The sequence below is a fragment of the Pantoea sp. GL120224-02 genome, assembly GCF_900215395.1.
In the GTDB taxonomy this organism is placed as follows: Bacteria; Pseudomonadota; Gammaproteobacteria; order Enterobacterales; family Enterobacteriaceae; genus Pantoea; species Pantoea communis.
Genome location: NZ_OBEC01000009.1, coordinates 209,480 through 230,110 on the forward strand (window position 1 = coordinate 209,480; position 20,631 = coordinate 230,110).

The window sequence follows — 20,631 nt, forward strand, 5'->3', positions numbered from 1 at the left end:
TCTAGATGCGATTATGTTCATTGATGCTGTTTAAATATCTAAGACAGCGGCTTTGCAGAAAGCACCCACTTCTTGTTGTGCAAAGGTAACATTGATAACTTCCATTACCATTCTGATTTCTCCTCCCTGAGCGGTTTATCTTTTCGTTGTCCTGAAGCTCTACGCCTTTGTTTACCCTGCAGCTTTGCAAGTTGAATCGGGGATATCTCCTGACGCGGCAGAAACAGCTCCAGCTTTTCGGTGAGATCCAACGCTACCATGATGGCGATAAAGACATCGAACGGCACTTTTCCTTTTTCAGCATTGAGCACAGACTTACGTGCAACACCTGCGCGCTCAGCAACCTCCGTCTGCGTTAAGTCACGATTTAGACGGGCTTGCTTGAGTCGCTGGCCAATTTCTTCAGCCAGTGCAGATGCGGAAGGAGTAGTCATATCTTTAAAGTCCCAATGTAGACACTTTATCGTCGGTCATGCGTTTAATGTCCAAATTATAGGACTCTATCGGATCATTGTCATGATAAATGGATGTATTGTAGAGTCCCTTATATAGTACTTTATGAGGATTAAAGGTGATTTAAGTCCTTAAAGTGGGACATAATAAAGTTGAGGGGGGGCTAAGGGATTAAGTTTTGAAAACGTCAAACGCAGAAAAGCAAAAACCCAGCCATAAGCTGGGTTTTCAGAATGTTGGTGCCCGGACGCGGAATCGAACCACGGACACGGGGATTTTCAATCCCCTGCTCTACCGACTGAGCTATCCGGGCAACGGGGCGCATTAAACCCTAATGGCTTTCAGCCGTCAACGGCTTTCGTCAAAAAAGCGTAGCAATCGTGACTGATTGCTTGCTTTTCAGGCAGGGTGTGCAAAATCTCATCGTGCCCGCTGGTGGTAAAGCAGTATTCAGGATTGCGTGACCTGCGTGACCTGCGTGACCTGCGTGACCTGCGTGACCTGCGTGACCTGCGTGACCTGCATGATGCACGGGCTTAAGGGCCTCCTGCGAAAGTTTAGGCCAGTGCCCCGTTCTGTCGGCACAGCGCAATACTCAGCACATCCTCTGCCAGACGACGCGCGGTGGACACATCCTGCACGTTGCGTTTCACTAGCAGCTTGCTCAGACAACCCTCGAGAATCAGCTCCATTTGATCGGCCACCATCGTCGGATTATCCAGCGCCAAATCCACCAGAATTTCATGAGTGAACTGCCATGAGCTGCGTTTCTGCTGCTCTGCTAACTGATGTACGGGTTGGTCAGGCTGCGGATAGAAGCTGCAGGCGGCGATAAACAGGCAGCCGGGAAAGCGGCCTTTGTTCACGTGCTCACTTAACACGTCGTAACGCGCCAGCAATTTTTGTTGGGCTGTGAGATGTTCATTGAGCTGTATCTGGCGGCGCCAGCTGTCAATCTGCTGACCGTGATAGCGCAGCGCGTCATACAATAATGCGTCACGGTCGGGCCAGAAACGTTCAAGATGTTCTGCATCAAGTCCGGTCTCACCGGCCAACTGCTGCAGGGAAGTGGTGGCGGCAAGGCCGCTTTGCTCAAGCACATTCAGCGCATGCTCAAGAATCTGTTCACGTTGCAAGTGACTCTCCTCTGGAGTGCGGGCCCGCTCGCGCACGAACGGGCAGTGTCCTGCAACCAGTGTCGTTTAACGCGACAGTTTGTGCAAATGCGCGCGGAAGTCGGCAGCGTTAAGGAAACCGGTGACGCGTGAGTCAGGGATTTCTTTGCCTTGCGCATCAAAGAACAGAATGGTGGGCAAGCCTAATACCTGTAAATGCTGCAACAGGGCGTTATCCTGCGCGTTATTCGCGGTGACGTTGGCTTGCAGTAACTGCACCTGACTCAAATCGGCACGCACGCCTTCATCGCTGAAGGTGTACTTCTCGAACTCTTTGCAGGCGACGCACCAGTCGGCGTAGAGATCGACCATGGTAATGCGGCCTTGTGCCTGCTGTAGCGCGCTATCCAATTGTGCGCTGCTGGCAATGGTTTTGAACGGCAGATGCGCCACAGACTGCACGCTGGCGCTACTGCCAAAAGCCCAATCCTGCAGCGGGCGAGCGGCCACCAGTGCAGCAGCGAGCATGATGATTTGTAGAATGCGCCATTTGCCATTAGCGCGCAGGCTGAGACTGAACGCCCAGGCAAAGAACGCGACGCCGAGCAGGCTCCACAGACGCAAGCCCCAGACATCACCCACTACACGCTCCAGTAAGAACACCGGCAGCGCCAGAATCACAAAGCCGAAGCCCTCTTTGACGCTCTGCATCCACGGGCCACTTTTCGGCAGCAGCTTGTTGCCGAACATCGTTACGGCAACCAGCGGCAGGCCCATGCCGAACGCATAGAGCCACAGCGTGCCCGCACCGGCCCACAGATTACCGCTTTGCGCGATATACAGCAGAATGGCACTCAGCGGCGCGGTGGTGCAGGGCGAGCAGATCAATCCCGCCAGTGCGCCCATCATAAACACGCCCGGCAATGAACCGCCTTGCTGACGATTACTCCACAGTGTCAGGCGCGTTTGCAGACTGGAAGGCAGTTGCAGTGAGAACAGGCCAAACATTGACAACGCCAGCACGATGAACAGCGCTGACAGGCCAATCAACACGTAAGGATGCTGCAGCGCCGCCTGGAAACGTAAACCTGCGGCGGCCACCACCATGCCGAGCACGGTGTAGGTCAGCGCCATCCCTTGCACATAGACCATCGCCAGTGCGAACAGGCGTCCAGCAGAGTAGCGACGCTGGCCACCGAGAATGATGCTGGAGATCAGCGGATACATCGGCAATACGCACGGCGTGAAGGCAACGCCGATGCCAATCAGCAGCGCCCACAGCGGTGAAAACGGCAGTGGCGTACGCTGTTGCGCAGGCTGCGCGTTAACGGCGGTTGCGTCGTGATTGGCAGCAACCGGAGTGAGCGGCACTGAGCGGGTTTCGGGCGGGTAGCAGAAACCAGCGGCCGCACAGCCCTGATAGGTCACCGTGAGCGTGGCACCGGACTCAGCCTGATGCAGAGTGATCGGCACCTGTAAATCCTGCGGATAGATTTCGCTCTTGCCGAAGAACTCATCTTCATGCGGCTGTCCTGGCGGCAGAGCGAGCGGTGCCATCTGTGCTTTTTGCGGCGTCACATGAATCTGCTGACGATAAAGGTAATAGCCGTCCTTCACCTTCCAGCTCAGTGTGAGTTGGTTGCCCTGCTGGCTGAAATCGAAGCCAAATGCCTGATCCACCGGCACAAAGCGGCTGTTATTGTTCGGTGAGAAGATATTGGCCTGTGCTGAAAAGCAAAACAGCAATGCGAGGCAAAGGCCCATCAGGCGAGAAAGTCGTGCAGCCATGAGGATGTAATCAGCTCCGGTGGCGAATGAGCCGCGATGATAGCACGGCCGCCTCGCCACGAGGTTTTCAGGATGTAACGGCGCTACAGAATCAGGCTACCAAACAGGAAGCCAAACGCCACGGAGAAGGCAATCGCCAACACGCCGGGAATGATAAAGGAGTGATTAAACACAAACTTGCCGATTCGGGTCGAACCGGTGTCATCCATTTCTACGGCTGCCAATAAGGTGGGATAGGTCGGCAACACGAACAGGGCTGAAACGGCGGCAAAGGAGGCAACGGCGGCGAGAGGGGATACGCCAAGCATGAGGGCGGCAGGCATCAACGCCTTGGTGGTCGCTGCCTGTGAATAGAGCAGGGTAGCAGCGAAGAACAATATTAACGCCAGCATCCACGGGTAGCTCTGCAGCATGTCACCCGCAGCGGTTTGAATCTCACTCAAATGCGCTTTGACAAAAGTATCGCCCAGCCACGCCACACCCATCACGCAGATACAGGCGCTCATGCCGGATTTGAACGTACTGGCGCTGAGGATTTCGCCGGTATCGACTTTGCAGGTTAGGCAAATCAGTGTGGCGACGGTGAGCATAAACACCACAATCGCTTCGTTACGAGGCAGCACTGGGTTAATTATTAATCCAACGCTGTCGCTGATCGCCGTGGCGTAGAGCACAACTGCCGCTATGCCGATCAGGAATAGCCCGACCGCACGTTTGGCGCCAGGCTTAATGTCATAGACGCGTTCTCCGCGCAGTGTGACTTCACCTTTGGCTAAGCGCGCCTGATACACCTCGTCTTCTTTTAACTCTCTACCAAGAAAGCTGGTGATCACGGCGGCACAGAAGATGGCAGCCATGGTGGACGGGATCGATACCGCGAGCAGCGCCAGATAGCTGACACCGCGCGGTTCCAGAATCGACGCGAAGAACACCACTGCAGCAGAGAGCGGCGAAGCGGTAATGGCAATTTGCGAGGCGACCACCGCAATCGACAGTGGGCGTGAAGGGCGTACACCTTGCTCTTTGGCCACTTCAGCGATGACGGGTAGCGTCGAGAACGCAGTGTGTCCGGTGCCCGCCAGCAGCGTCATCACATAGGTGACGAGTGGGGCGAGGAAGGTGACGTAACGCGGATGACGGCGCAGCAGGCGCTCGGCCAAACCGACCATGTAATCGAGTCCGCCTGCAATCTGCATCGCGGCAATTGCGGCAATCACTGCCATGATAATTTCGATCACATCGAAGGGAATCGCGCCCGGCTTCATGCCGCAGAACAGCGTCAACACCAGTACGCCCAATCCGCCGGCAAATCCAATTCCGATGCCGCCTAGACGTGCACCCAGCCAGATCGCCAGCAGGACAATCAATAATTCCACTAACACCATTCATTCCGCTCCTGAGCCGTGGGGGAAATCTCGACTCTTAAAGTTGTAGCCGCCAATAAGAAAAAAGCACGCCGTATTGTATACAGGCGTGCTTTTGGCAACTTGATCCGGAACGGATTACTGTTCGTTTTCGTCGGTGTAGCGTTTGGCTTTGTAGGTCGGATGCATCAGGTTCTGGATGGAGAAGATGTCATCCAGTTCCGCTTCGGTCAGCAGACCGCGCTCCAATACCACTTCACGTACGCTCTTGCCGGTTTCCGCACAAATCTTGCCGACGATATCGCCATTGTGGTGGCCGATATACGGGTTGAGATAAGTGACGATACCGATGGAGTTGAACACGTAAGCTTCACATACCGCTTTGTTAGCCGTGATGCCGTTGACGCATTTTTCCAGCAGGTTGAAGCAGGCGTTGGTCAGAATGCTGATCGACTCAAACAGCGCCTGGCCAATCACCGGTTCCATCACGTTCAGCTGCAGCTGACCCGCTTCTGATGCCATGGTCACGGTAATGTCGTTGCCGATAACCTTGAAGCACACCTGGTTCACCACTTCTGGCACCACCGGGTTCACTTTGGCTGGCATGATTGATGAACCGGCCTGCAATTCTGGCAAGTTGATTTCGTTCAGACCCGCACGTGGGCCGGAAGAGAGCAGGCGCAGGTCGTTACAGATCTTCGACAGTTTCACCGCCAGACGTTTCAGCGCAGAGTGCACCATCACGTAAGCACCGCAGTCAGAGGTTGCTTCAATCAGGTCTTCTGCCGGGACGACAGGCAGATTACTGACTTCCGCCAGACGCTGAACGGCCAGCTGCTGATAGCCATCCGGGGTGTTGAGGCGAGTCCCGATGGCCGTCGCGCCCAGGTTTACTTCCAGCAGCAGTTCTGCGGTGCGCAGGATGCTGCGGGTTTCTTCATTCAGCAGCACGTTAAACGCGTGGAATTCCTGGCCCAGCGTCATCGGTACGGCATCCTGCAGCTGGGTACGGCCCATCTTGAGGATATTTTCGAACTCGACCGCTTTACGCTGGAAGCCTTCACTGAGCTGGCTGATGCCGTCCAGCAGTTTCAGAATTGAAGCGTAAACCGCAATACGGAATCCGGTGGGATAAGCATCGTTGGTCGACTGACACTTATTCACGTGATCGTTAGGGTTGAGGTACTGGTATTCACCTTTTTGGTGGCCCATCAGTTCCAGACCGATGTTTGCCAGCACTTCGTTGGTGTTCATGTTGACCGAGGTGCCCGCGCCGCCCTGATAGACGTCAACCGGGAACTGATCCATGCATTTACCGTTATTCAGCACTTCATCACAGGCCTGAATAATGGTGTTTGCGATGTTGCGAGGGATTGTTTGCAGCTCTTTGTTGGCGAGCGCGGCTGCTTTTTTGACCATCACCATACCGCGGACAAATTCCGGTATGTCACTGATTTTGTTGTTACTAATGTAGAAGTTCTCAATCGCACGCAGAGTATGAACACCGTAGTAAGCGTCTGCCGGAACTTCGCGCATGCCTAACAGGTCTTCTTCGATACGAATGTTGTTCGCCATGATTACCTTCTTATTATTTCTGCGGTGTCACTGCCGGGCGACCGGGATGGTCGGGCGGCAATCACTGTGCAGGTGAAGCAATTATATTGTCGTGGATTACCAGCACCGACATTTTATCCATCTTCGGGCTGGCGGGCACGATCATATTCTGTTGTTACAGAATTGTTTGTGCACAGATCACTTTACGGGCATTTACTGGCCCAGCGGTAATAACGATATGTGATGTAGTTCGCAATTTTAAGTCAGTGGGAAAAATTTGGCAGGATCGGTTGAAATCGCGGGTTGAGATGCCCATCTCTATCAATACGGTCAGACAGACCATCCCTTTCTGCTGCCTGGCAAGAAGCGAGGCAGCCCTACTCACAGGAGATATCGGTGCGCTGGATACCGTTCGTGATTTTTTTTGTTCTGGCCTGGATTGAGATCTCAATTTTCATTCAGGTTGCACATGCCCTCGGCGTGCTGCTTACCATGCTACTGGTGATCTTCACCTCGTGCATCGGTGTGTCGCTGGTGAAAAACCAGGGTATGAAGAACTTCCGTCTGATGCAGGAGAAGCTGGCGCGCAATGAAAGCCCAGCGGCGGAGATGACCAAAAGCGTTTCACTGATTATTTCGGGCTTCTTACTGCTGTTGCCGGGCTTCTTTACTGACTTCCTCGGTTTGTTGCTGCTGTTGCCTCCGGTGCAGAAACATCTGACGCTGAAATTAATGCCGCATCTGCGTGTGTGGCGCGGACCCGGCGCCGGGCCGGACAGTGGCTATACCATGGATGGCGAATACGAGCGTAAAGATCAGGATCAAATCGGACACGATAAAGATCGATAAGAAGAGAAGGGCGGCGAGAGTCGCCCTTTTTGCTGTCTTTTTCGTCAATGGTTACAAAAACGAAAATTTTTTATTTTTTGCCCCTTGAAAGCCTTTTTTAGTGACCCTATCTCTCTCTCCACGAGGCCGGAAGCCATGCAGTCCGGTTCAACCCAAAAAACTGAATGATTGGACTTCTCAAAGGAGAGCTACCAAATGAAAATTCGTCCGTTGCACGATCGCGTTATCGTCAAGCGTAAAGAAGTTGAAGCTAAATCTGCTGGCGGTATCGTTCTGACCGGCTCTGCAGCTGGCAAATCAACCCGTGGTGAAGTTCTGGCTGTGGGTAATGGCCGCATCCTGGAAAACGGTAATGTTAAGCCGCTGGACGTGAAAGTTGGCGATCTGGTTATCTTCAGCGAAGGCTACGGTGCCAAAACTGAGAAGATCGATAACGAAGAAGTTCTGATCATCTCTGAAAGCGACATCCTGGCGATTGTCGAAGCGTAATTACGCGTAATTCACTGAACGAAACGAATTTAAGGGATATTTGAAATGGCAGCTAAAGACGTAAAATTCGGTAATGACGCGCGCGTAAAAATGCTGCGTGGCGTGAACGTACTGGCAGATGCAGTAAAAGTTACCCTGGGCCCGAAAGGCCGTAACGTGGTTCTGGATAAATCTTTTGGTGCACCGACCATCACCAAAGATGGCGTTTCTGTAGCACGTGAAATCGAGCTGGAAGACAAGTTCGAGAACATGGGTGCACAGATGGTGAAAGAAGTGGCCTCTAAAGCGAACGACGCTGCGGGCGACGGCACCACCACTGCAACCGTTCTGGCTCAGTCTATCGTGAACGAAGGCCTGAAAGCCGTTGCGGCTGGCATGAACCCAATGGACCTGAAGCGCGGTATCGATAAAGCCGTTGCTGCTGCCGTTGAAGAGCTGAAAGCGCTGTCTGTTCCTTGCCAGGATACTAAAGCCATTGCTCAGGTAGGTACCATCTCTGCTAACTCTGATGAGTCAGTCGGTACCCTGATCGCGAAAGCGATGGATAAAGTGGGCAAAGAAGGTGTTATCACCGTTGAAGAAGGCACCGGCCTGCAAGACGAGCTGGACGTGGTTGAAGGTATGCAGTTCGACCGTGGCTACCTGTCTCCTTACTTCATCAACAAGCCAGAAACTGGCGCAATCGAACTGGATGCACCGTTTATCCTGTTGGCTGACAAGAAGATCTCTAACATCCGTGAACTGCTGCCAGTACTGGAAGCGGTTGCGAAAGCCGGTAAACCACTGCTGATCATCGCTGAAGATGTTGAAGGCGAAGCACTGGCAACTCTGGTGGTTAACACCATGCGCGGTATCGTGAAAGTGGCTGCGGTTAAAGCACCAGGCTTCGGCGACCGTCGTAAAGCAATGCTGCAGGATATCGCAATCCTGACTGGCGGTACCGTCATCTCTGAAGAGATCGGTATGGAGCTGGAAAAAGCGACCCTGGAAGATCTGGGTCAGGCTAAGCGTGTTGTGATCAACAAAGATACTTCTACCATCATCGATGGTGTGGGCGATCAGGGTGCAATCTCTGGCCGTGTGACTCAGATCCGTCAGCAGATCGAAGAAGCAACTTCTGATTACGACAAAGAAAAACTGCAGGAGCGCGTAGCGAAACTGGCAGGCGGCGTGGCCGTTCTGAAAGTGGGTGCAGCCACTGAAGTTGAAATGAAAGAGAAGAAAGCACGCGTTGAAGATGCCCTGCACGCTACCCGTGCTGCGGTAGAAGAAGGCGTGGTTGCTGGTGGTGGTGTTGCACTGGTTCGCGTTGCAGCCAAGATCGCTGCTTCTGGCCTGAAAGGTCAGAACGAAGATCAGAACGTGGGTATCAAAGTTGCGCTGCGCGCAATGGAAGCTCCACTGCGTCAGATCGTTTCTAACGCCGGTGAAGAGCCATCTGTTGTTGCTAACAACGTGAAAGCAGGCGACGGCAACTACGGCTACAACGCTCAGACTGAAGAATACGGCAACATGATCGACTTCGGTATCCTGGACCCAACCAAAGTGACCCGTTCTGCGCTGCAGTACGCGTCTTCTGTTGCGGGCCTGATGATCACCACCGAAGCGATGGTAACTGACCTGCCTAAAGGCGATGCTCCTGATTTAGGTGGCGCTGGCGGCATGGGTGGCATGGGCGGAATGGGCGGCATGATGTAATTTGCCCCTGACTGCTTAAGTCATGTGAAAAACCCTCGATCGGAAACGGTCGGGGGTTTTTCTTTTGGTGGCGAACAAGGTATAAGTAAGAGCGCAATACTTCGGCTTTGCGGGTTTAGGGCAATGAATGTTCAGAAAAAAAGTGCGCTTTTCTGCTACGCTGCCGCCCGACACTGATGATAATAAATGGGGATTACAATGCGGATTAACCTCTTGCTCGGACTGGCGGTAGGGACTTTACTGCTGGCGGGCTGCAGCAGCTCCAATCAACTGAGTTCCGGCGGACAGCGTGTCACTTTCGTTGACCAACAGCCTGGAAGCCAATGTCAGCTGCTGGGCAATGTCACCGGCTCACAGAGCAACTGGTTGAGCGGTTCAGGCGGTGAAGGCAGTTCTTTGCGTGGCGCAGCCAATGACCTGCGTAACCGCGCGGCAGAGATGGGTGGCAACGTGATTTACGGTGCAACCAGCCCAACGCAGAACCTGCTTTCAGCTTTCGCACCGCTTGACAGCAAAATGTCTGGTCAGGTGTATAAGTGCCCGTAATGGCATGAAAGAGATGTAAAAAAAGCCGCTGATGCGGCTTTTTTTATTCCTGGCGTAACTGCAAATCCAGCGGCGTTTTACTTGGCTCACCACCAATCTCGCGCGCCAGCTTCGGCACCATATAACCCGATACCATGGTTAACAACTGGCGTACTAGCGCACGGGCTTCTTCATCCGGCACAAAGAAATGCGCCGCGCCCTGTACTTTATCCAGCACGTGCAGGTAATAGGGCAGAATACCGGCATCAAACAGCGCGTTGCTCAGGTTGGCCAGCGCTTGTGCATCATCATTGATACCGCGCAGCAGCACGCTCTGATTAAGCAAGGTGACACCCGCGCGTTTCAGCATCTGCATGCCGTAGCGCAGCTCATCGTCAATCTCTTGCGCGTGGTTGATGTGGCTCACCATCAGCACTTGCAGGCGCGTCTCGGCCAGAATCTGGCATAACCCTTCGGTAATGCGTGCCGGGATTACCACCGGGAGGCGGCTATGAATGCGCAGACGCCTCAGATGGGGGATTTTCTCCAGTGCGCCCACCAGCCACGCCAGCTCATGGTCTTTAGCCATCAGCGGATCGCCACCCGAGAAGATAATCTCATCCAGCTCTGGATGCTCAGCGATGTAATCGATCGCCGCCTGCCAGTTACGCTTATTGCCCTGATTATCCTGATAGGGGAAATGGCGACGGAAGCAGTAGCGGCAGTTAACCGCACAGCCGCCCTTCACCAGCAGCAATGCACGGTTTCTGTACTTATGCAGTAAACCGGGCACCACGCTACTTTGCTCATCCAGCGGGTCAGTGCTGTAACCTGGCGCATCGACAAATTCCTGACGGCTGGTTAATACCTGCAGCAAAAGGGGGTCGTGCGCATTGCCCGGCGTCATGCGTTGAATGAAGGCACGCGGCACGCGCAGCGCAAAAAGCTTGCGCGCATCGTTGCCTGCGGCCAAATCCGCATGCTGTTCGAGAGATAAAAGTCGCAGTAATTCAGTAGGATCGGTGACAACATCAGCAAGTTGCTGCAACCAATCTTCTCTGATGGGGGGATTTAGGGTTACAATGTTTGCCATTTTTTTGGCTATTACCAGTTCAATATTTACAGAGGGCCTTTATGGCGACTTATCTTAGCAACGATTTCCGTCCCGGTCTTAAAATCATGTTCGAAGGCGAGCCATATGCCATCGAAGCCAGTGAGTTCGTTAAACCGGGTAAAGGCCAGGCATTTGCACGCGTTAAAATGCGTCGTCTGCTGACCGGTTCTCGCGTTGAGAAGACCTTCAAATCTACCGACTCTGCCGAAGGCGCAGACGTTCGTGATATGACGCTGCAGTACTCTTACAACGACGGCGACTTCTACTACTTCATGCACCCTGAGTCTTTCGAGCAGTATCAGATCGAATCTAAAGTGCTGGATGACGTGACCAAATGGTTGCAGGACAATGCGGATTGTATCGTTACCCTGTGGAACGATAAAGCGATCGCTGTTCAGCCACCGAACTTCATCGAAGCAGAAGTCATCGAAACAGATCCAGGTCTGAAAGGTGATACTGCCGGTACCGGCGGCAAGCCAGCGACCCTGTCTACTGGCGCAGTGATCAAAGTTCCACTGTTCGTCCAGATTGGCGAAGTGGTTAAAGTTGACACCCGCTCTGGCGAATACGTTTCTCGCGTAAAATAATTGCCAAATCAGGCGCATCACTCGATGCGCCTTTTTTCTCTATGAGTTCAGAATAATGAAAAAGATGGCGAAATTGGCTGTTTTTGCGTTGCTGGTCTCTTCTGCTTTAAGTGCCTGCAACACTTTCCACGGCTTTGGTGAAGACGTCTCCCATTTGGGCGGTGCCATTTCACGCGCAGCTGATAAATAAATTGCGAGGGCGCCGCCTTTTCTCAGCGGCTTAGCCAGCAAGATTGTGTATAAGGTCTATGCTTGAATGGCTGTACTTTTACTGCAACCAACAAGGATATGGCTATGTTAAAGAAAAGTATTGTCGCGATTCTTTCTGTTCTGGTGCTTTCCTCTGTGTTGACCGCCTGCAACACCACCCGTGGTGTTGGCGAGGACGTTCAGGCCGGTGGCAAAGCGATTCAGCGTAGCGCACAGTGATCCAAACCGGTGCGAAACCCGATTTCGTACCGGATTCCCTGATTCCCTCTTTCTTTGTCTGAAAAAGCACCGCTAACGCCTTCGATCCCGTCACGCCGTTGTTTGCCGTAGCCAATACGGGTAGACTTCTCCCCCTTATCTGTATAAGGAGTCACCAACATGAGCGAAACGGCAAGCTGGCAGCCGAGCGCACCCATTGCCAATTTGTTGAAACGCGCCGCTATTTTGGCGGAGATTCGTCGTTTCTTTGCCGATCGCGGCGTGCTGGAGGTCGATACCCCGGCGATGAGCCAGGCGACCATCACGGATATCCATCTGGTGCCGTTCCAGACGCGCTTTGTGGGTCCAGGTGCAGCGGAAGGGCGCGATCTGTGGCTGATGACCAGCCCGGAATATCATATGAAGCGTCTGCTGGCGGCGGGCAGTGGCCCAATCTATCAGATGGGACGTTGCTTCCGTAACGAAGAAGCAGGGCGCCACCATAATCCTGAGTTCACCATGCTGGAGTGGTATCGTCCTCACTACGATATGTATCGCCTGATGAATGAAGTCGACGATCTGATGCAGCAGGTGCTGGAGTGCGATAGCGCCGAATCTTTATCGTATCAGCAGGCATTTATTCGCCATCTGGAACTTGATCCTTTGTCAGCAGATAAAACGCAGCTGCGTGAAGCCGCGACGAAGTTGGGTGAGGGTGAACTGGCGAATCGTGAAGAAGACCGCGATACCTTGTTGCAGCTGCTGTTTATGCTGGGTGTTGAGCCGAAGATTGGTAACGAGAAACCGTGCTTCGTGTATCACTTCCCGGCCAGTCAGGCGGCATTGGCCGAAATCAGCACTGAGGATCATCGCGTCGCGGAGCGTTTCGAGGTGTATTACAAAGGCGTGGAGTTGGCTAACGGCTTCCGCGAATTGACCGATAGCCGCGAACAGCGTCAGCGCTTTGAGCAGGATAATCGTCGCCGTGCAGCGCGTGGTTTACCGCAGCACCCGATTGATACCAACCTGCTGGATGCGCTGGCACATGGCATGCCTGCTTGTTCAGGTGTGGCGTTGGGTGTGGATCGTTTGATTATGCTGGCGTTGAAAGCCAATGCATTAAGCGACGTGATTGCCTTCCCGGTGGACCGCAGCTGATCATTTATGCTCGGGCAGGATGTCTCAGACAACAACGGCGCATGTATTGCGCCGTTGTTCATTCAAGGGTTACTGCTGCGTGGTGGGTGCGGCTGGCGCTTCGGGGAACTCCTGAATAGTGACTGGCAGCATCATCTTTTGTTCGTTACGCAGAACCTGCACCTGAATCACCGATCCTGGACGAATCTCGGCGACCTGATCCATGGTTTCCTGCGCCGACAGCGCCGGTTTGCCGTTCACCTGTAAAAGCACATCATTGGCTTGAATGCCTGCCCGATCGGCTGGCCCGCCTGGCGTAACCTCACTGACGATAATACCCTGTGCACGATCCAGACTGCTGCCCTGACCGTGTAGCGGCGGCAGCTCACGGCCGGTGATGCCAATGTAGCCACGAATGACCCGACCGTCACGAATCAATTTATCCATGATCTTGGTTGCTAACGCGGTTGGAATCGCAAAGCCAATCCCTTCTGGCGTTTCGCCATCATTGCTTTTATCAAATGTCAGGGTGTTAATGCCCATTAGTTCGCCGAGCGAGTTAATCAGCGCACCGCCTGAGTTGCCCTGATTGATGGATGCATCGGTCTGCAGGAAATTTTGACGACCCGATGAGCTCAAGCCCACGCGCCCGGTGGCACTGATAATGCCCTGAGTGACGGTCTGCCCGAGGTTGTAGGGGTTACCAATCGCCATCACCACATCGCCGATATGTGCGATACGGTTAGCGTTAATCGGAATCACCGGCAGGTTAGTGGCGCTGATTTTCAGCACCGCTAAATCGGTCATCGCATCTGAACCCACTAAGGTGGCTTCAAAGAAACGACCATCCTGCAACGCCACAATGATCTGGTCGGCGTTATTAATGACATGCTTGTTCGTGAGAATGTAGCCTTTCACGTTCATGATCACGCCAGAACCCAGCGTGGTGATACCGCGATTATTGTTGCCATGGGCACTGCGGTTGTAGACGTTGACCACCGCAGGCACAGCGCGGCGCACCCCCTGATTGAAGCTCACGGGGGATTCATCATCACTGTTGTCATGATCAAAGGTGACGTTGCTGCTCATACGCAGCGCAGGGATCGCTACCAGCAGCAAACCCGCTACGATCAGGCCCATCACCACAGAACGCAAAAGTTTAAGAAACATGGTGTTATTTCAGGAAAGGTGGGATCGCTGGGCAGAATAACATGAGAAAGGCGGACAAACACCTGCTTGTCCGCCTGTTGCGAGGATTATCGCATAAGTAAGTAAATGCTCTCGTCGCCACGCACCACGTTCAGTGCCAGGATCGCGGGTTTACTTTCCAGCGCTTTACGCATTTCAGCCAGCGAGGTCACGCGATCGCGGTTCACACCGACAATCACATCATCTTTCTGCAAACCTGCCTGCTCAGCTGGCGTGCCTTTTTCGATGGCATCCACTTTCACGCCTTTGTCGCCGGCTTTAGAGGCACCATCGCTCAAGGTGGCACCTTGTAACGCCGGTGACATCAGCTGGGCGCTGGCGGTGGTTTGCGCGCTCTGTTCCAGCGTCACGGTCACCGTCACCGGTTTGCCTTCACGCAGCAGACCAATTTTCACCTGCTGACCCGGTGGGGTGGTGCCCACTTTTACGCGCAACTCGGCAAAGCTGGTGATCGCTTTGTCATTGATGGAGGTGATGATGTCACCCGCTTTAATGCCCGCTTTCTGCGCCGCCGAGTTAGGCAGCACTTCAGAAACAAAGGCACCACGCTGAGCGTCAACGTTAAAGGCTTTGGCGATGTCAGGCGTCATTTCGGTGCCTTTAATGCCCAACTGACCACGCTTCACTTCACCAGACTGAATCAGCTGCTGCGCGAGGTTCATCGCCATATTGCTGGGAATCGCGAAGCCGATACCAATGTTGCCGCCGCTGGAGGCAAGAATCGCGGTGTTGATACCAATCAACTCGCCATTCAGGTTCACCAGCGCACCGCCGGAGTTCCCCCGGTTAATCGCCGCATCGGTCTGGATGAAGTTTTCCAGGCCTTCAAGGTTCAACCCGCTGCGGCCCAACGCCGAAATAATGCCGGAGGTGGCCGTTTGGCCAAGACCGAAGGGGTTACCGATAGCCACAGCAAAATCGCCCACTTTCAGGGAGTCGGAGTCGGCAATTTTCACCTGCGTCAGATTTTTAGCGCCTTCAACCTGGATCAGCGCGATATCGGTTTGCTCATCATGGCCAATCAGCTTGGCATCATATTCATTGCCATCGCTGAGCTGGACGCTGATTTTATCGGCACCGTTCACCACGTGGTTGTTGGTGAGGATGTAGCCTTTAGCCGCATCAATGATCACGCCTGAACCAAGGCCTTCAAACGGCTGTGGCTGGGATTGTCCCGGTGCCTGGCCAAAGAAGCGCTTCAGCGGTTCAGGAATATCCTGTGCCTGCTGGCCGCTGTCGGTGCCTTCAACATGCACGCTAACGACCGCGGGCAGAACTTTTTCCAGCATGGGTGCCAGACTCGGCAGTGCTTGTCCCTGAACCTGAGCGGGCAGCGTCGCCATCGCGCCAGGCGTTGCCGCCAGACTCATCCCAATACTCAAGGCTAATGCGCTTAACAGCCGTGCTTGTTTTTTCATTGCTACAACGCTCTCGCTGCGAAAGAAGAAAGGGGATAGAAAGTGTGACAGTAGTTTGGCGTAAGTGTTCGAAAAACAAAAAGGGCACAGCTAAGCTGTGCCCCAAAAGGATTATTTACGCGGTGTACGGTCGCTGCCGCGCAGCAAACCGGATGCGCCATCAGAGTAATCACGCGGCATCTGCACCGGTGCCTGATCGTTATCCGCTTCGGCTTCCGTCAGCTGATAAGCAAACGGATTTTTTTCGCCCGGCAGATTTGGCAGCAGGTCATTCGAACCCTTTGCCATATGCTGATACAGCTGGCGATAATCATGTGCCATGTTGTCTAGCAATTCTGCGCTGCGCGCAAAGTGGTTGGTGAGCTCTTCGCGATAATCTGCCAGCTCAGCCTTCGATTTTTCCAGTTCGTACTGCATGCTACGCTGCTCACGCAGCTTCTTGTTGCCAAAACGCATGACAACTGCGCCGACAATAATGCCAATCACTAAACCAATCAGCCCGTATTCCCAGGTCATAATGACTCCCGTGTAATTTCCGTTGCTTCGTAGGGCATTGCTTCTGTTTCCACTTCAATAGCAGCCACTATACCCAATAATCTTATGGAAGTGGAACTCTCGGGCTGCATCGCTTAGTGTAGTGCGGCCTAATTTTCGCCAACCGACCCGTGAATCGGACTTTTTCAGGGATTCTGAGAGAACCATGCAAACCTCATCTCCGCTTGCCCGCTATGAGCAGGCGCTATCACAGGGCGAGTTTCGTCCAGATGATGTACAACGCGAAGCCATTACCCGCCTGGATGCGATCCAGCAAGGATTGATTGCCCGTAAGCCCGCGCCTGAACCCGCCCCTAAAGGGCTATTTGGCCGCCTGTCGAAGCTGATGTCCAAAGAGAAAAGCAGCAACGAAGCGCCGGTGCGCGGGCTGTATATGTGGGGCGGCGTGGGTCGCGGTAAAACCTGGGTGATGGATTTATTTTTTCAGTCTATTCCTGGCGATCGCAAACTCCGCCTGCATTTTCATCGTTTTATGCTGCGCGTCCATGAAGAACTGACCCAGTTACAAGGCCATAGCGATCCGCTGCTGATTGTGGCCGACCGCTTTAAAGCAGAAACCGATATTCTCTGCTTCGACGAATTCTTTGTGTCTGATATTACCGATGCCATGCTGTTGGGCACGCTGATGGAAGCACTGTTCGATCGCGGCATTGCGCTGGTGGCGACGTCCAATATTCCGCCTGACGATCTCTATCGCAATGGCCTGCAGCGCCCGCGTTTTCTGCCCGCAATTGAGCAGATCAAACGTCATTGTGATGTGATGAACGTGGATGCGGGTATCGACTATCGCTTGCGTACACTGACATCCGCGCATCTGTGGAATTTCCCGCTTAACGATGCCACGCATGCTGAAATGGAGCGCATGTTCCGCGCCTTGTCCGGCAAGCCGCGTGAAGAGGCGCCGGTACTGGAAATTAACCACCGTCAGATGCCAACGCTGGGCGTTAATGAAGGCGTGCTGGCGATTGATTTCCTCGCGCTGTGTGGCGAAGGGCGTAGTCAGCATGACTACATCGAGCTATCACGCCGCTTCCACAGCGTATTGCTGTATGATGTGCCGGTGATGATTTACAAGACCGAAGATCAGGCACGCCGCTTCCTGGCGCTGGTCGATGAATTCTACGAACGCCACGTGAAACTGGTGGTGGCGGCCGAAACCTCACTGTTTGAAATTTATCAGGGCACGCGCCTGAAGTTTGAGTATCAACGCTGCTTGTCGCGTTTGCAGGAGATGCAAAGCGAAGAGTATTTGCGTCTGCCGCATCTGCCCTGATGGCGTGGGCAAAAATCGCAGGATTTCGATGCAAAAAGGTTCGATCTTTGAGTTCGACTTCTCTATAATCTTGCGACCCCACGTTACAGCATCGGTTTTCTTTCCCAAGAACTCGATGTGATCCGGTAACTCACTTGAAGGGGTGGCTTGCTGGGCAAAATGGTCGTGTGAGCCTCAATCGTTTACTTAGCGTTTGGGATTTCACCAACGTGTAACTTTTTATTTGGGTAAGCTTTTCAATGAAAACTTTTACAGCTAAACCAGAAACCGTACAGCGTGACTGGTATGTTGTTGACGCAACGGGCAAAACCTTGGGTCGCCTGGCGACTGAACTGGCGCGCCGTCTGCGTGGTAAGCACAAAGCGGAATACACTCCGCACGTTGATACCGGTGATTACATCATCGTTCTGAACGCTGAGAAAGTTGCTGTAACCGGCAACAAGCGTACTGACAAGATTTACTATCACCACACTGGCCACATCGGTGGTATCAAGCAAGCGACCTTTGCAGAGATGATCGAGCGCCGTCCTGAGCGTGTGATTGAAATCGCGGTTAAAGGCATGCTGCCGAAAGGCCCACTGGGTCGTGCTATGTACCGTAAACTGAAAGTTTACGCAGGCAACGAGCACACTCACGCGGCGCAGCAACCGCAAGTTCTTGACATTTAATCGGGATTATAGGCAATGGCTGAAACTCAAAACTACGGCACTGGTCGCCGCAAAAGCTCTGCCGCTCGCGTCTTCATCAAGCCGGGTAGCGGTAACATCGTCATTAACCAGCGCTCACTGGAGCAATACTTCGGTCGCGAGACTGCACGCATGGTCGTGCGTCAGCCGCTGGAGCTGGTTGATATGGTTGGTAAATTTGACCTGTACATCACCGTTAAAGGTGGTGGTATTTCTGGTCAGGCTGGTGCGATCCGTCACGGTATCACACGCGCTCTGATGGAATACGACGAGTCTCTGCGTCCTGAACTGCGTAAAGCGGGCTTCGTTACCCGTGACGCACGTGAAGTTGAACGTAAGAAAGTCGGCCTGCGTAAAGCACGTCGTCGTCCGCAGTTCTCTAAGCGTTAATTGTTGCTGCTTCGGCAGACACAATTTGCTCAAAAAACCCGCTTCGGCGGGTTTTTTATTGTCGCCATTCACGATTTTTCACGCTAAAAACGCGAGCTTTACCCGCATTTTGCCCGCAAATCATTATCCCTGCCCCACAAGCTGCTTAAAATCTGGTAAACTCACTGACACTTTGCGCCCGCAAGCCGGAGCGTTGTGCGTGTTATTTCTGTCGGGACGACGGGAAAGCGCCACTGACGTTGGCTGTGTGCGAATCTGATGAGCAGGTGAGTCGCCGCGTGGTTGGCTATTCGCAGTATCTTTTTGTGAACAAACTTGGAGGTTTTCATGGCTGTCGCTGCCAACAAACGTTCGGTAATGACGCTGTTTTCTGGTCCGACTGACATTTTTAGCCATCAAGTACGTATTGTACTGGCTGAAAAAGGCGTCAGCGTGGAGATCGAGCAGGTTGAAACGGATAACCTGCCGCAGGATCTGATTGACCTCAACCCGTATCGCACTGTACCAACGCTGGTCGACCGTGAACTGACGTTGTATGAATCACGCATCATCATGGAATACCTGGATGAGCGTTTCCCGCATCCACCGCTGATGCCTGTTTACCCGGTTGCCCGTGGTGAAAGCCGCCTGATGATGCATCGCATCGAGCAGGACTGGTACACCCTGATGCGCGCCATCGAAACTGGTAACAACGCTGAAGCTGATGCCGCGCGCAAACAACTGCGTGAAGAGCTGCTGGCGATTGCGCCATTGTTCTCGCGCACGCCGTTCTTCATGAGCGAAGAGTTCAGCCTGGTCGACTGCTATCTGGCACCGCTGCTGTGGCGTTTGCCGCAGATGGGCGTTGAGCTGGTGGGTGCCGGTTCTAAAGAGCTGAAAGGCTACATGACGCGCGTATTTGAACGTGACTCTTTCCTCGCTTCATTAACGGAAGCGGAACGTGAAATGCGCCTGCAAGCCCGGGGCTAATGTATGGAAATGTCGCAACTAACGGCTCGTCGTCCCTATCTGCTGCGTGCGTTTTATGACTGGCTGCTCGATAACCAGTTGACGCCGCATTTGGTAGTCGACATCAATCTGCCTGGTGTGCAGGTGCCGCTGGAGTATGCGCGTGATGGCCAGATCGTTCTGAACATTGCGCCGCGCGCTGTCGGTAACCTCGACCTCGCCAATGACGAAGTGCGTTTCAATGCGCGCTTCGGCGGCGTGCCGCGCCAGGTTTCTGTGCCAATGGCCGCTGTGCTGGCCATCTACGCACGTGAAAACGGTGCTGGCACCATGTTCGAACCGGAACCGGCTTACGAGCTGGAAACCAACGAACAGGAAGGCCAGGAAGAGACGATGATGTCAGTGATTGATGGCGATCGTCCCGACGATGCGGCTGATAACGATCACTCGCCGGATGATGAACCGCCACCGCGTGGTGGACGTCCTTCATTGCGCGTGGTGAAGTAAATCGCATGCAATAAAAACGGGCCAATTGGCCTAATGCCGATCAGTTAAGGATCAGTTGAACGATCCAGTGGCTGTGTAAGAATCCGGAAACGCTTCGTTTCCGGATTTTTTTATGCAGCTCAGTCAGGCCCTTGATATCGTCTCTCGTTACGATTCTCTTCGTAATCCTCTGAATACGCTCGCGGATGTTCTTGACCCTGCGCTCATCAGCCGCTGCCTTGAGGAAGCTGGCACGGTCACGCTCCGTAAGCGCAGACTCACTACAGATCTGATGGTCTGGTGTCTCATCGGCATGGCCCTTGAGCGCAAAGAACCCCTTCACGCCATCGTTAATCGCCTTGATATTCTTTTACCGGGAAACCGTCCTTTCGTTGCGCCCAGTGCCGTAGTGCAGGCAAGGCAGCGGCTGGGGGACGACGCTGTACGGCGGGTTTTCGAACAGAGCAGCGAGCTCTGGAATGCACAGACTTCCCACCCTGACTGGTGTGGTCTGACGCTGTACGCTGTTGACGGCGTTGTCTGGCGCACGCCAGAAACACCTGATAATGAGAAGGCTTTCGTCCG

General features: G+C 53.6%; 23 protein-coding genes and 1 tRNA gene. 14 read left to right on the forward strand and 10 right to left on the reverse strand.

Annotated features, from left to right (window positions below):
• Nucleotides 1-104: 104 nt before the first annotated feature.
• The 6 genes from CRO33_RS17520 to aspA form a co-directional block, all read right to left on the reverse strand.
• Nucleotides 105-434, reverse strand: a complete 330-nt coding sequence (locus CRO33_RS17520; protein ID WP_045831892.1) for a helix-turn-helix domain-containing protein — start codon at nucleotides 432-434, stop codon at nucleotides 105-107.
• 256 nt (nucleotides 435-690) lie between these two features.
• A tRNA-Phe gene (locus CRO33_RS17525) sits at nucleotides 691-766 on the reverse strand.
• 244 nt (nucleotides 767-1,010) lie between these two features.
• On the reverse strand, nucleotides 1,011-1,589 hold the full coding sequence (dicD, locus tag CRO33_RS17530) for a division control transcriptional repressor DicD (protein ID WP_097119015.1): 579 nt from the start codon (nucleotides 1,587-1,589) through the stop codon (nucleotides 1,011-1,013).
• A 66-nt stretch (nucleotides 1,590-1,655) separates the two neighbouring features.
• Nucleotides 1,656-3,356 (reverse strand): protein-disulfide reductase DsbD, encoded by a 1,701-nt coding sequence (locus CRO33_RS17535; protein WP_097119016.1) that lies wholly within the window; start codon nucleotides 3,354-3,356, stop codon nucleotides 1,656-1,658.
• 83 nt (nucleotides 3,357-3,439) lie between these two features.
• A complete protein-coding gene (locus CRO33_RS17540) occupies nucleotides 3,440-4,741 on the reverse strand; it encodes an anaerobic C4-dicarboxylate transporter (RefSeq protein WP_097119017.1) in 1,302 nt (433 codons plus the stop codon).
• A gap of 117 nt (nucleotides 4,742-4,858) precedes the next feature.
• A complete protein-coding gene (aspA, locus tag CRO33_RS17545; RefSeq protein WP_007886584.1) occupies nucleotides 4,859-6,295 on the reverse strand; it encodes an aspartate ammonia-lyase in 1,437 nt (478 codons plus the stop codon).
• Between the two features lie 375 nt (nucleotides 6,296-6,670).
• On the opposite strand from aspA, the gene CRO33_RS17550 reads away from it, so the two are divergent.
• The 4 genes from CRO33_RS17550 (at nucleotide 6,671) to CRO33_RS17565 (ending at nucleotide 9,856) form a co-directional block, all read left to right on the forward strand.
• Nucleotides 6,671-7,123: an FxsA family protein gene (locus tag CRO33_RS17550; protein ID WP_097119018.1), complete on the forward strand. Its 453-nt coding sequence runs from the start codon at nucleotides 6,671-6,673 to the stop codon at nucleotides 7,121-7,123.
• A 195-nt stretch (nucleotides 7,124-7,318) separates the two neighbouring features.
• Entirely contained in the window at nucleotides 7,319-7,612 is a 294-nt protein-coding gene (locus tag CRO33_RS17555) for a co-chaperone GroES (protein WP_097119019.1), read from the forward strand.
• Nucleotides 7,613-7,657: 45 nt separating this feature from the next.
• Nucleotides 7,658-9,310 carry a chaperonin GroEL gene (gene groL, locus CRO33_RS17560; protein ID WP_034826677.1) on the forward strand — a complete coding sequence of 551 codons (1,653 nt, stop codon included), beginning with the start codon at nucleotides 7,658-7,660 and terminating at the stop codon, nucleotides 9,308-9,310.
• A gap of 198 nt (nucleotides 9,311-9,508) precedes the next feature.
• Nucleotides 9,509-9,856: a DUF4156 domain-containing protein gene (locus tag CRO33_RS17565; protein WP_034826674.1), complete on the forward strand. Its 348-nt coding sequence runs from the start codon at nucleotides 9,509-9,511 to the stop codon at nucleotides 9,854-9,856.
• A gap of 43 nt (nucleotides 9,857-9,899) precedes the next feature.
• On the opposite strand, the gene epmB is transcribed toward CRO33_RS17565, so the two are convergent.
• Nucleotides 9,900-10,928 carry an EF-P beta-lysylation protein EpmB gene (epmB, locus tag CRO33_RS17570; RefSeq protein WP_097119020.1) on the reverse strand — a complete coding sequence of 343 codons (1,029 nt, stop codon included), beginning with the start codon at nucleotides 10,926-10,928 and terminating at the stop codon, nucleotides 9,900-9,902.
• 41 nt (nucleotides 10,929-10,969) lie between these two features.
• Here epmB and efp point away from each other — a divergent pair, with 41 nt between their 5' ends.
• From efp to epmA, 4 genes are all read left to right on the forward strand, one after another.
• Nucleotides 10,970-11,536, forward strand: coding sequence for an elongation factor P (efp, locus tag CRO33_RS17575; protein WP_034826669.1), 567 nt, complete (start codon nucleotides 10,970-10,972; stop codon nucleotides 11,534-11,536).
• 55 nt (nucleotides 11,537-11,591) lie between these two features.
• On the forward strand, nucleotides 11,592-11,726 hold the full coding sequence (locus CRO33_RS17580; RefSeq protein WP_034826667.1) for an entericidin A/B family lipoprotein: 135 nt from the start codon (nucleotides 11,592-11,594) through the stop codon (nucleotides 11,724-11,726).
• A 104-nt stretch (nucleotides 11,727-11,830) separates the two neighbouring features.
• The gene (locus tag CRO33_RS17585; protein WP_038649531.1) at nucleotides 11,831-11,965 is read left to right on the forward strand and encodes an entericidin A/B family lipoprotein; all 135 of its coding nucleotides are present in this window, start codon (nucleotides 11,831-11,833) and stop codon (nucleotides 11,963-11,965) included.
• A 159-nt stretch (nucleotides 11,966-12,124) separates the two neighbouring features.
• Nucleotides 12,125-13,102: an elongation factor P--(R)-beta-lysine ligase gene (gene epmA / locus CRO33_RS17590; protein ID WP_058961869.1), complete on the forward strand. Its 978-nt coding sequence runs from the start codon at nucleotides 12,125-12,127 to the stop codon at nucleotides 13,100-13,102.
• Between the two features lie 69 nt (nucleotides 13,103-13,171).
• On the opposite strand, the gene degS is transcribed toward epmA, so the two are convergent.
• From degS to zapG, 3 genes are all read right to left on the reverse strand, one after another.
• Nucleotides 13,172-14,251 carry an outer membrane-stress sensor serine endopeptidase DegS gene (gene degS, locus CRO33_RS17595; RefSeq protein WP_034826661.1) on the reverse strand — a complete coding sequence of 360 codons (1,080 nt, stop codon included), beginning with the start codon at nucleotides 14,249-14,251 and terminating at the stop codon, nucleotides 13,172-13,174.
• A gap of 86 nt (nucleotides 14,252-14,337) precedes the next feature.
• Nucleotides 14,338-15,708 carry a serine endoprotease DegQ gene (gene degQ / locus CRO33_RS17600; protein ID WP_058961870.1) on the reverse strand — a complete coding sequence of 457 codons (1,371 nt, stop codon included), beginning with the start codon at nucleotides 15,706-15,708 and terminating at the stop codon, nucleotides 14,338-14,340.
• Between the two features lie 111 nt (nucleotides 15,709-15,819).
• Nucleotides 15,820-16,224, reverse strand: a complete 405-nt coding sequence (zapG, locus tag CRO33_RS17605) for a Z-ring associated protein ZapG (protein WP_034826655.1) — start codon at nucleotides 16,222-16,224, stop codon at nucleotides 15,820-15,822.
• Nucleotides 16,225-16,408: 184 nt separating this feature from the next.
• Between zapG and zapE the strand changes: the two genes are divergently transcribed.
• From zapE to CRO33_RS17635, 6 genes are all read left to right on the forward strand, one after another.
• Nucleotides 16,409-17,536 carry a cell division protein ZapE gene (gene zapE, locus CRO33_RS17610; RefSeq protein ID WP_097119021.1) on the forward strand — a complete coding sequence of 376 codons (1,128 nt, stop codon included), beginning with the start codon at nucleotides 16,409-16,411 and terminating at the stop codon, nucleotides 17,534-17,536.
• 239 nt (nucleotides 17,537-17,775) lie between these two features.
• The gene (gene rplM, locus CRO33_RS17615; protein WP_034826650.1) at nucleotides 17,776-18,204 is read left to right on the forward strand and encodes a 50S ribosomal protein L13; all 429 of its coding nucleotides are present in this window, start codon (nucleotides 17,776-17,778) and stop codon (nucleotides 18,202-18,204) included.
• 15 nt (nucleotides 18,205-18,219) lie between these two features.
• Nucleotides 18,220-18,612: a 30S ribosomal protein S9 gene (gene rpsI, locus CRO33_RS17620; protein WP_034826648.1), complete on the forward strand. Its 393-nt coding sequence runs from the start codon at nucleotides 18,220-18,222 to the stop codon at nucleotides 18,610-18,612.
• Nucleotides 18,613-18,939: 327 nt separating this feature from the next.
• Entirely contained in the window at nucleotides 18,940-19,581 is a 642-nt protein-coding gene (sspA, locus tag CRO33_RS17625) for a stringent starvation protein SspA (protein WP_034826645.1), read from the forward strand.
• 3 nt (nucleotides 19,582-19,584) lie between these two features.
• Entirely contained in the window at nucleotides 19,585-20,067 is a 483-nt protein-coding gene (sspB, locus tag CRO33_RS17630; RefSeq protein WP_034826642.1) for a ClpXP protease specificity-enhancing factor, read from the forward strand.
• Nucleotides 20,068-20,179: 112 nt separating this feature from the next.
• A partial coding sequence (locus tag CRO33_RS17635) for a transposase domain-containing protein (protein ID WP_176505790.1) occupies nucleotides 20,180-20,631 on the forward strand: 452 nt, incomplete at its 3' end.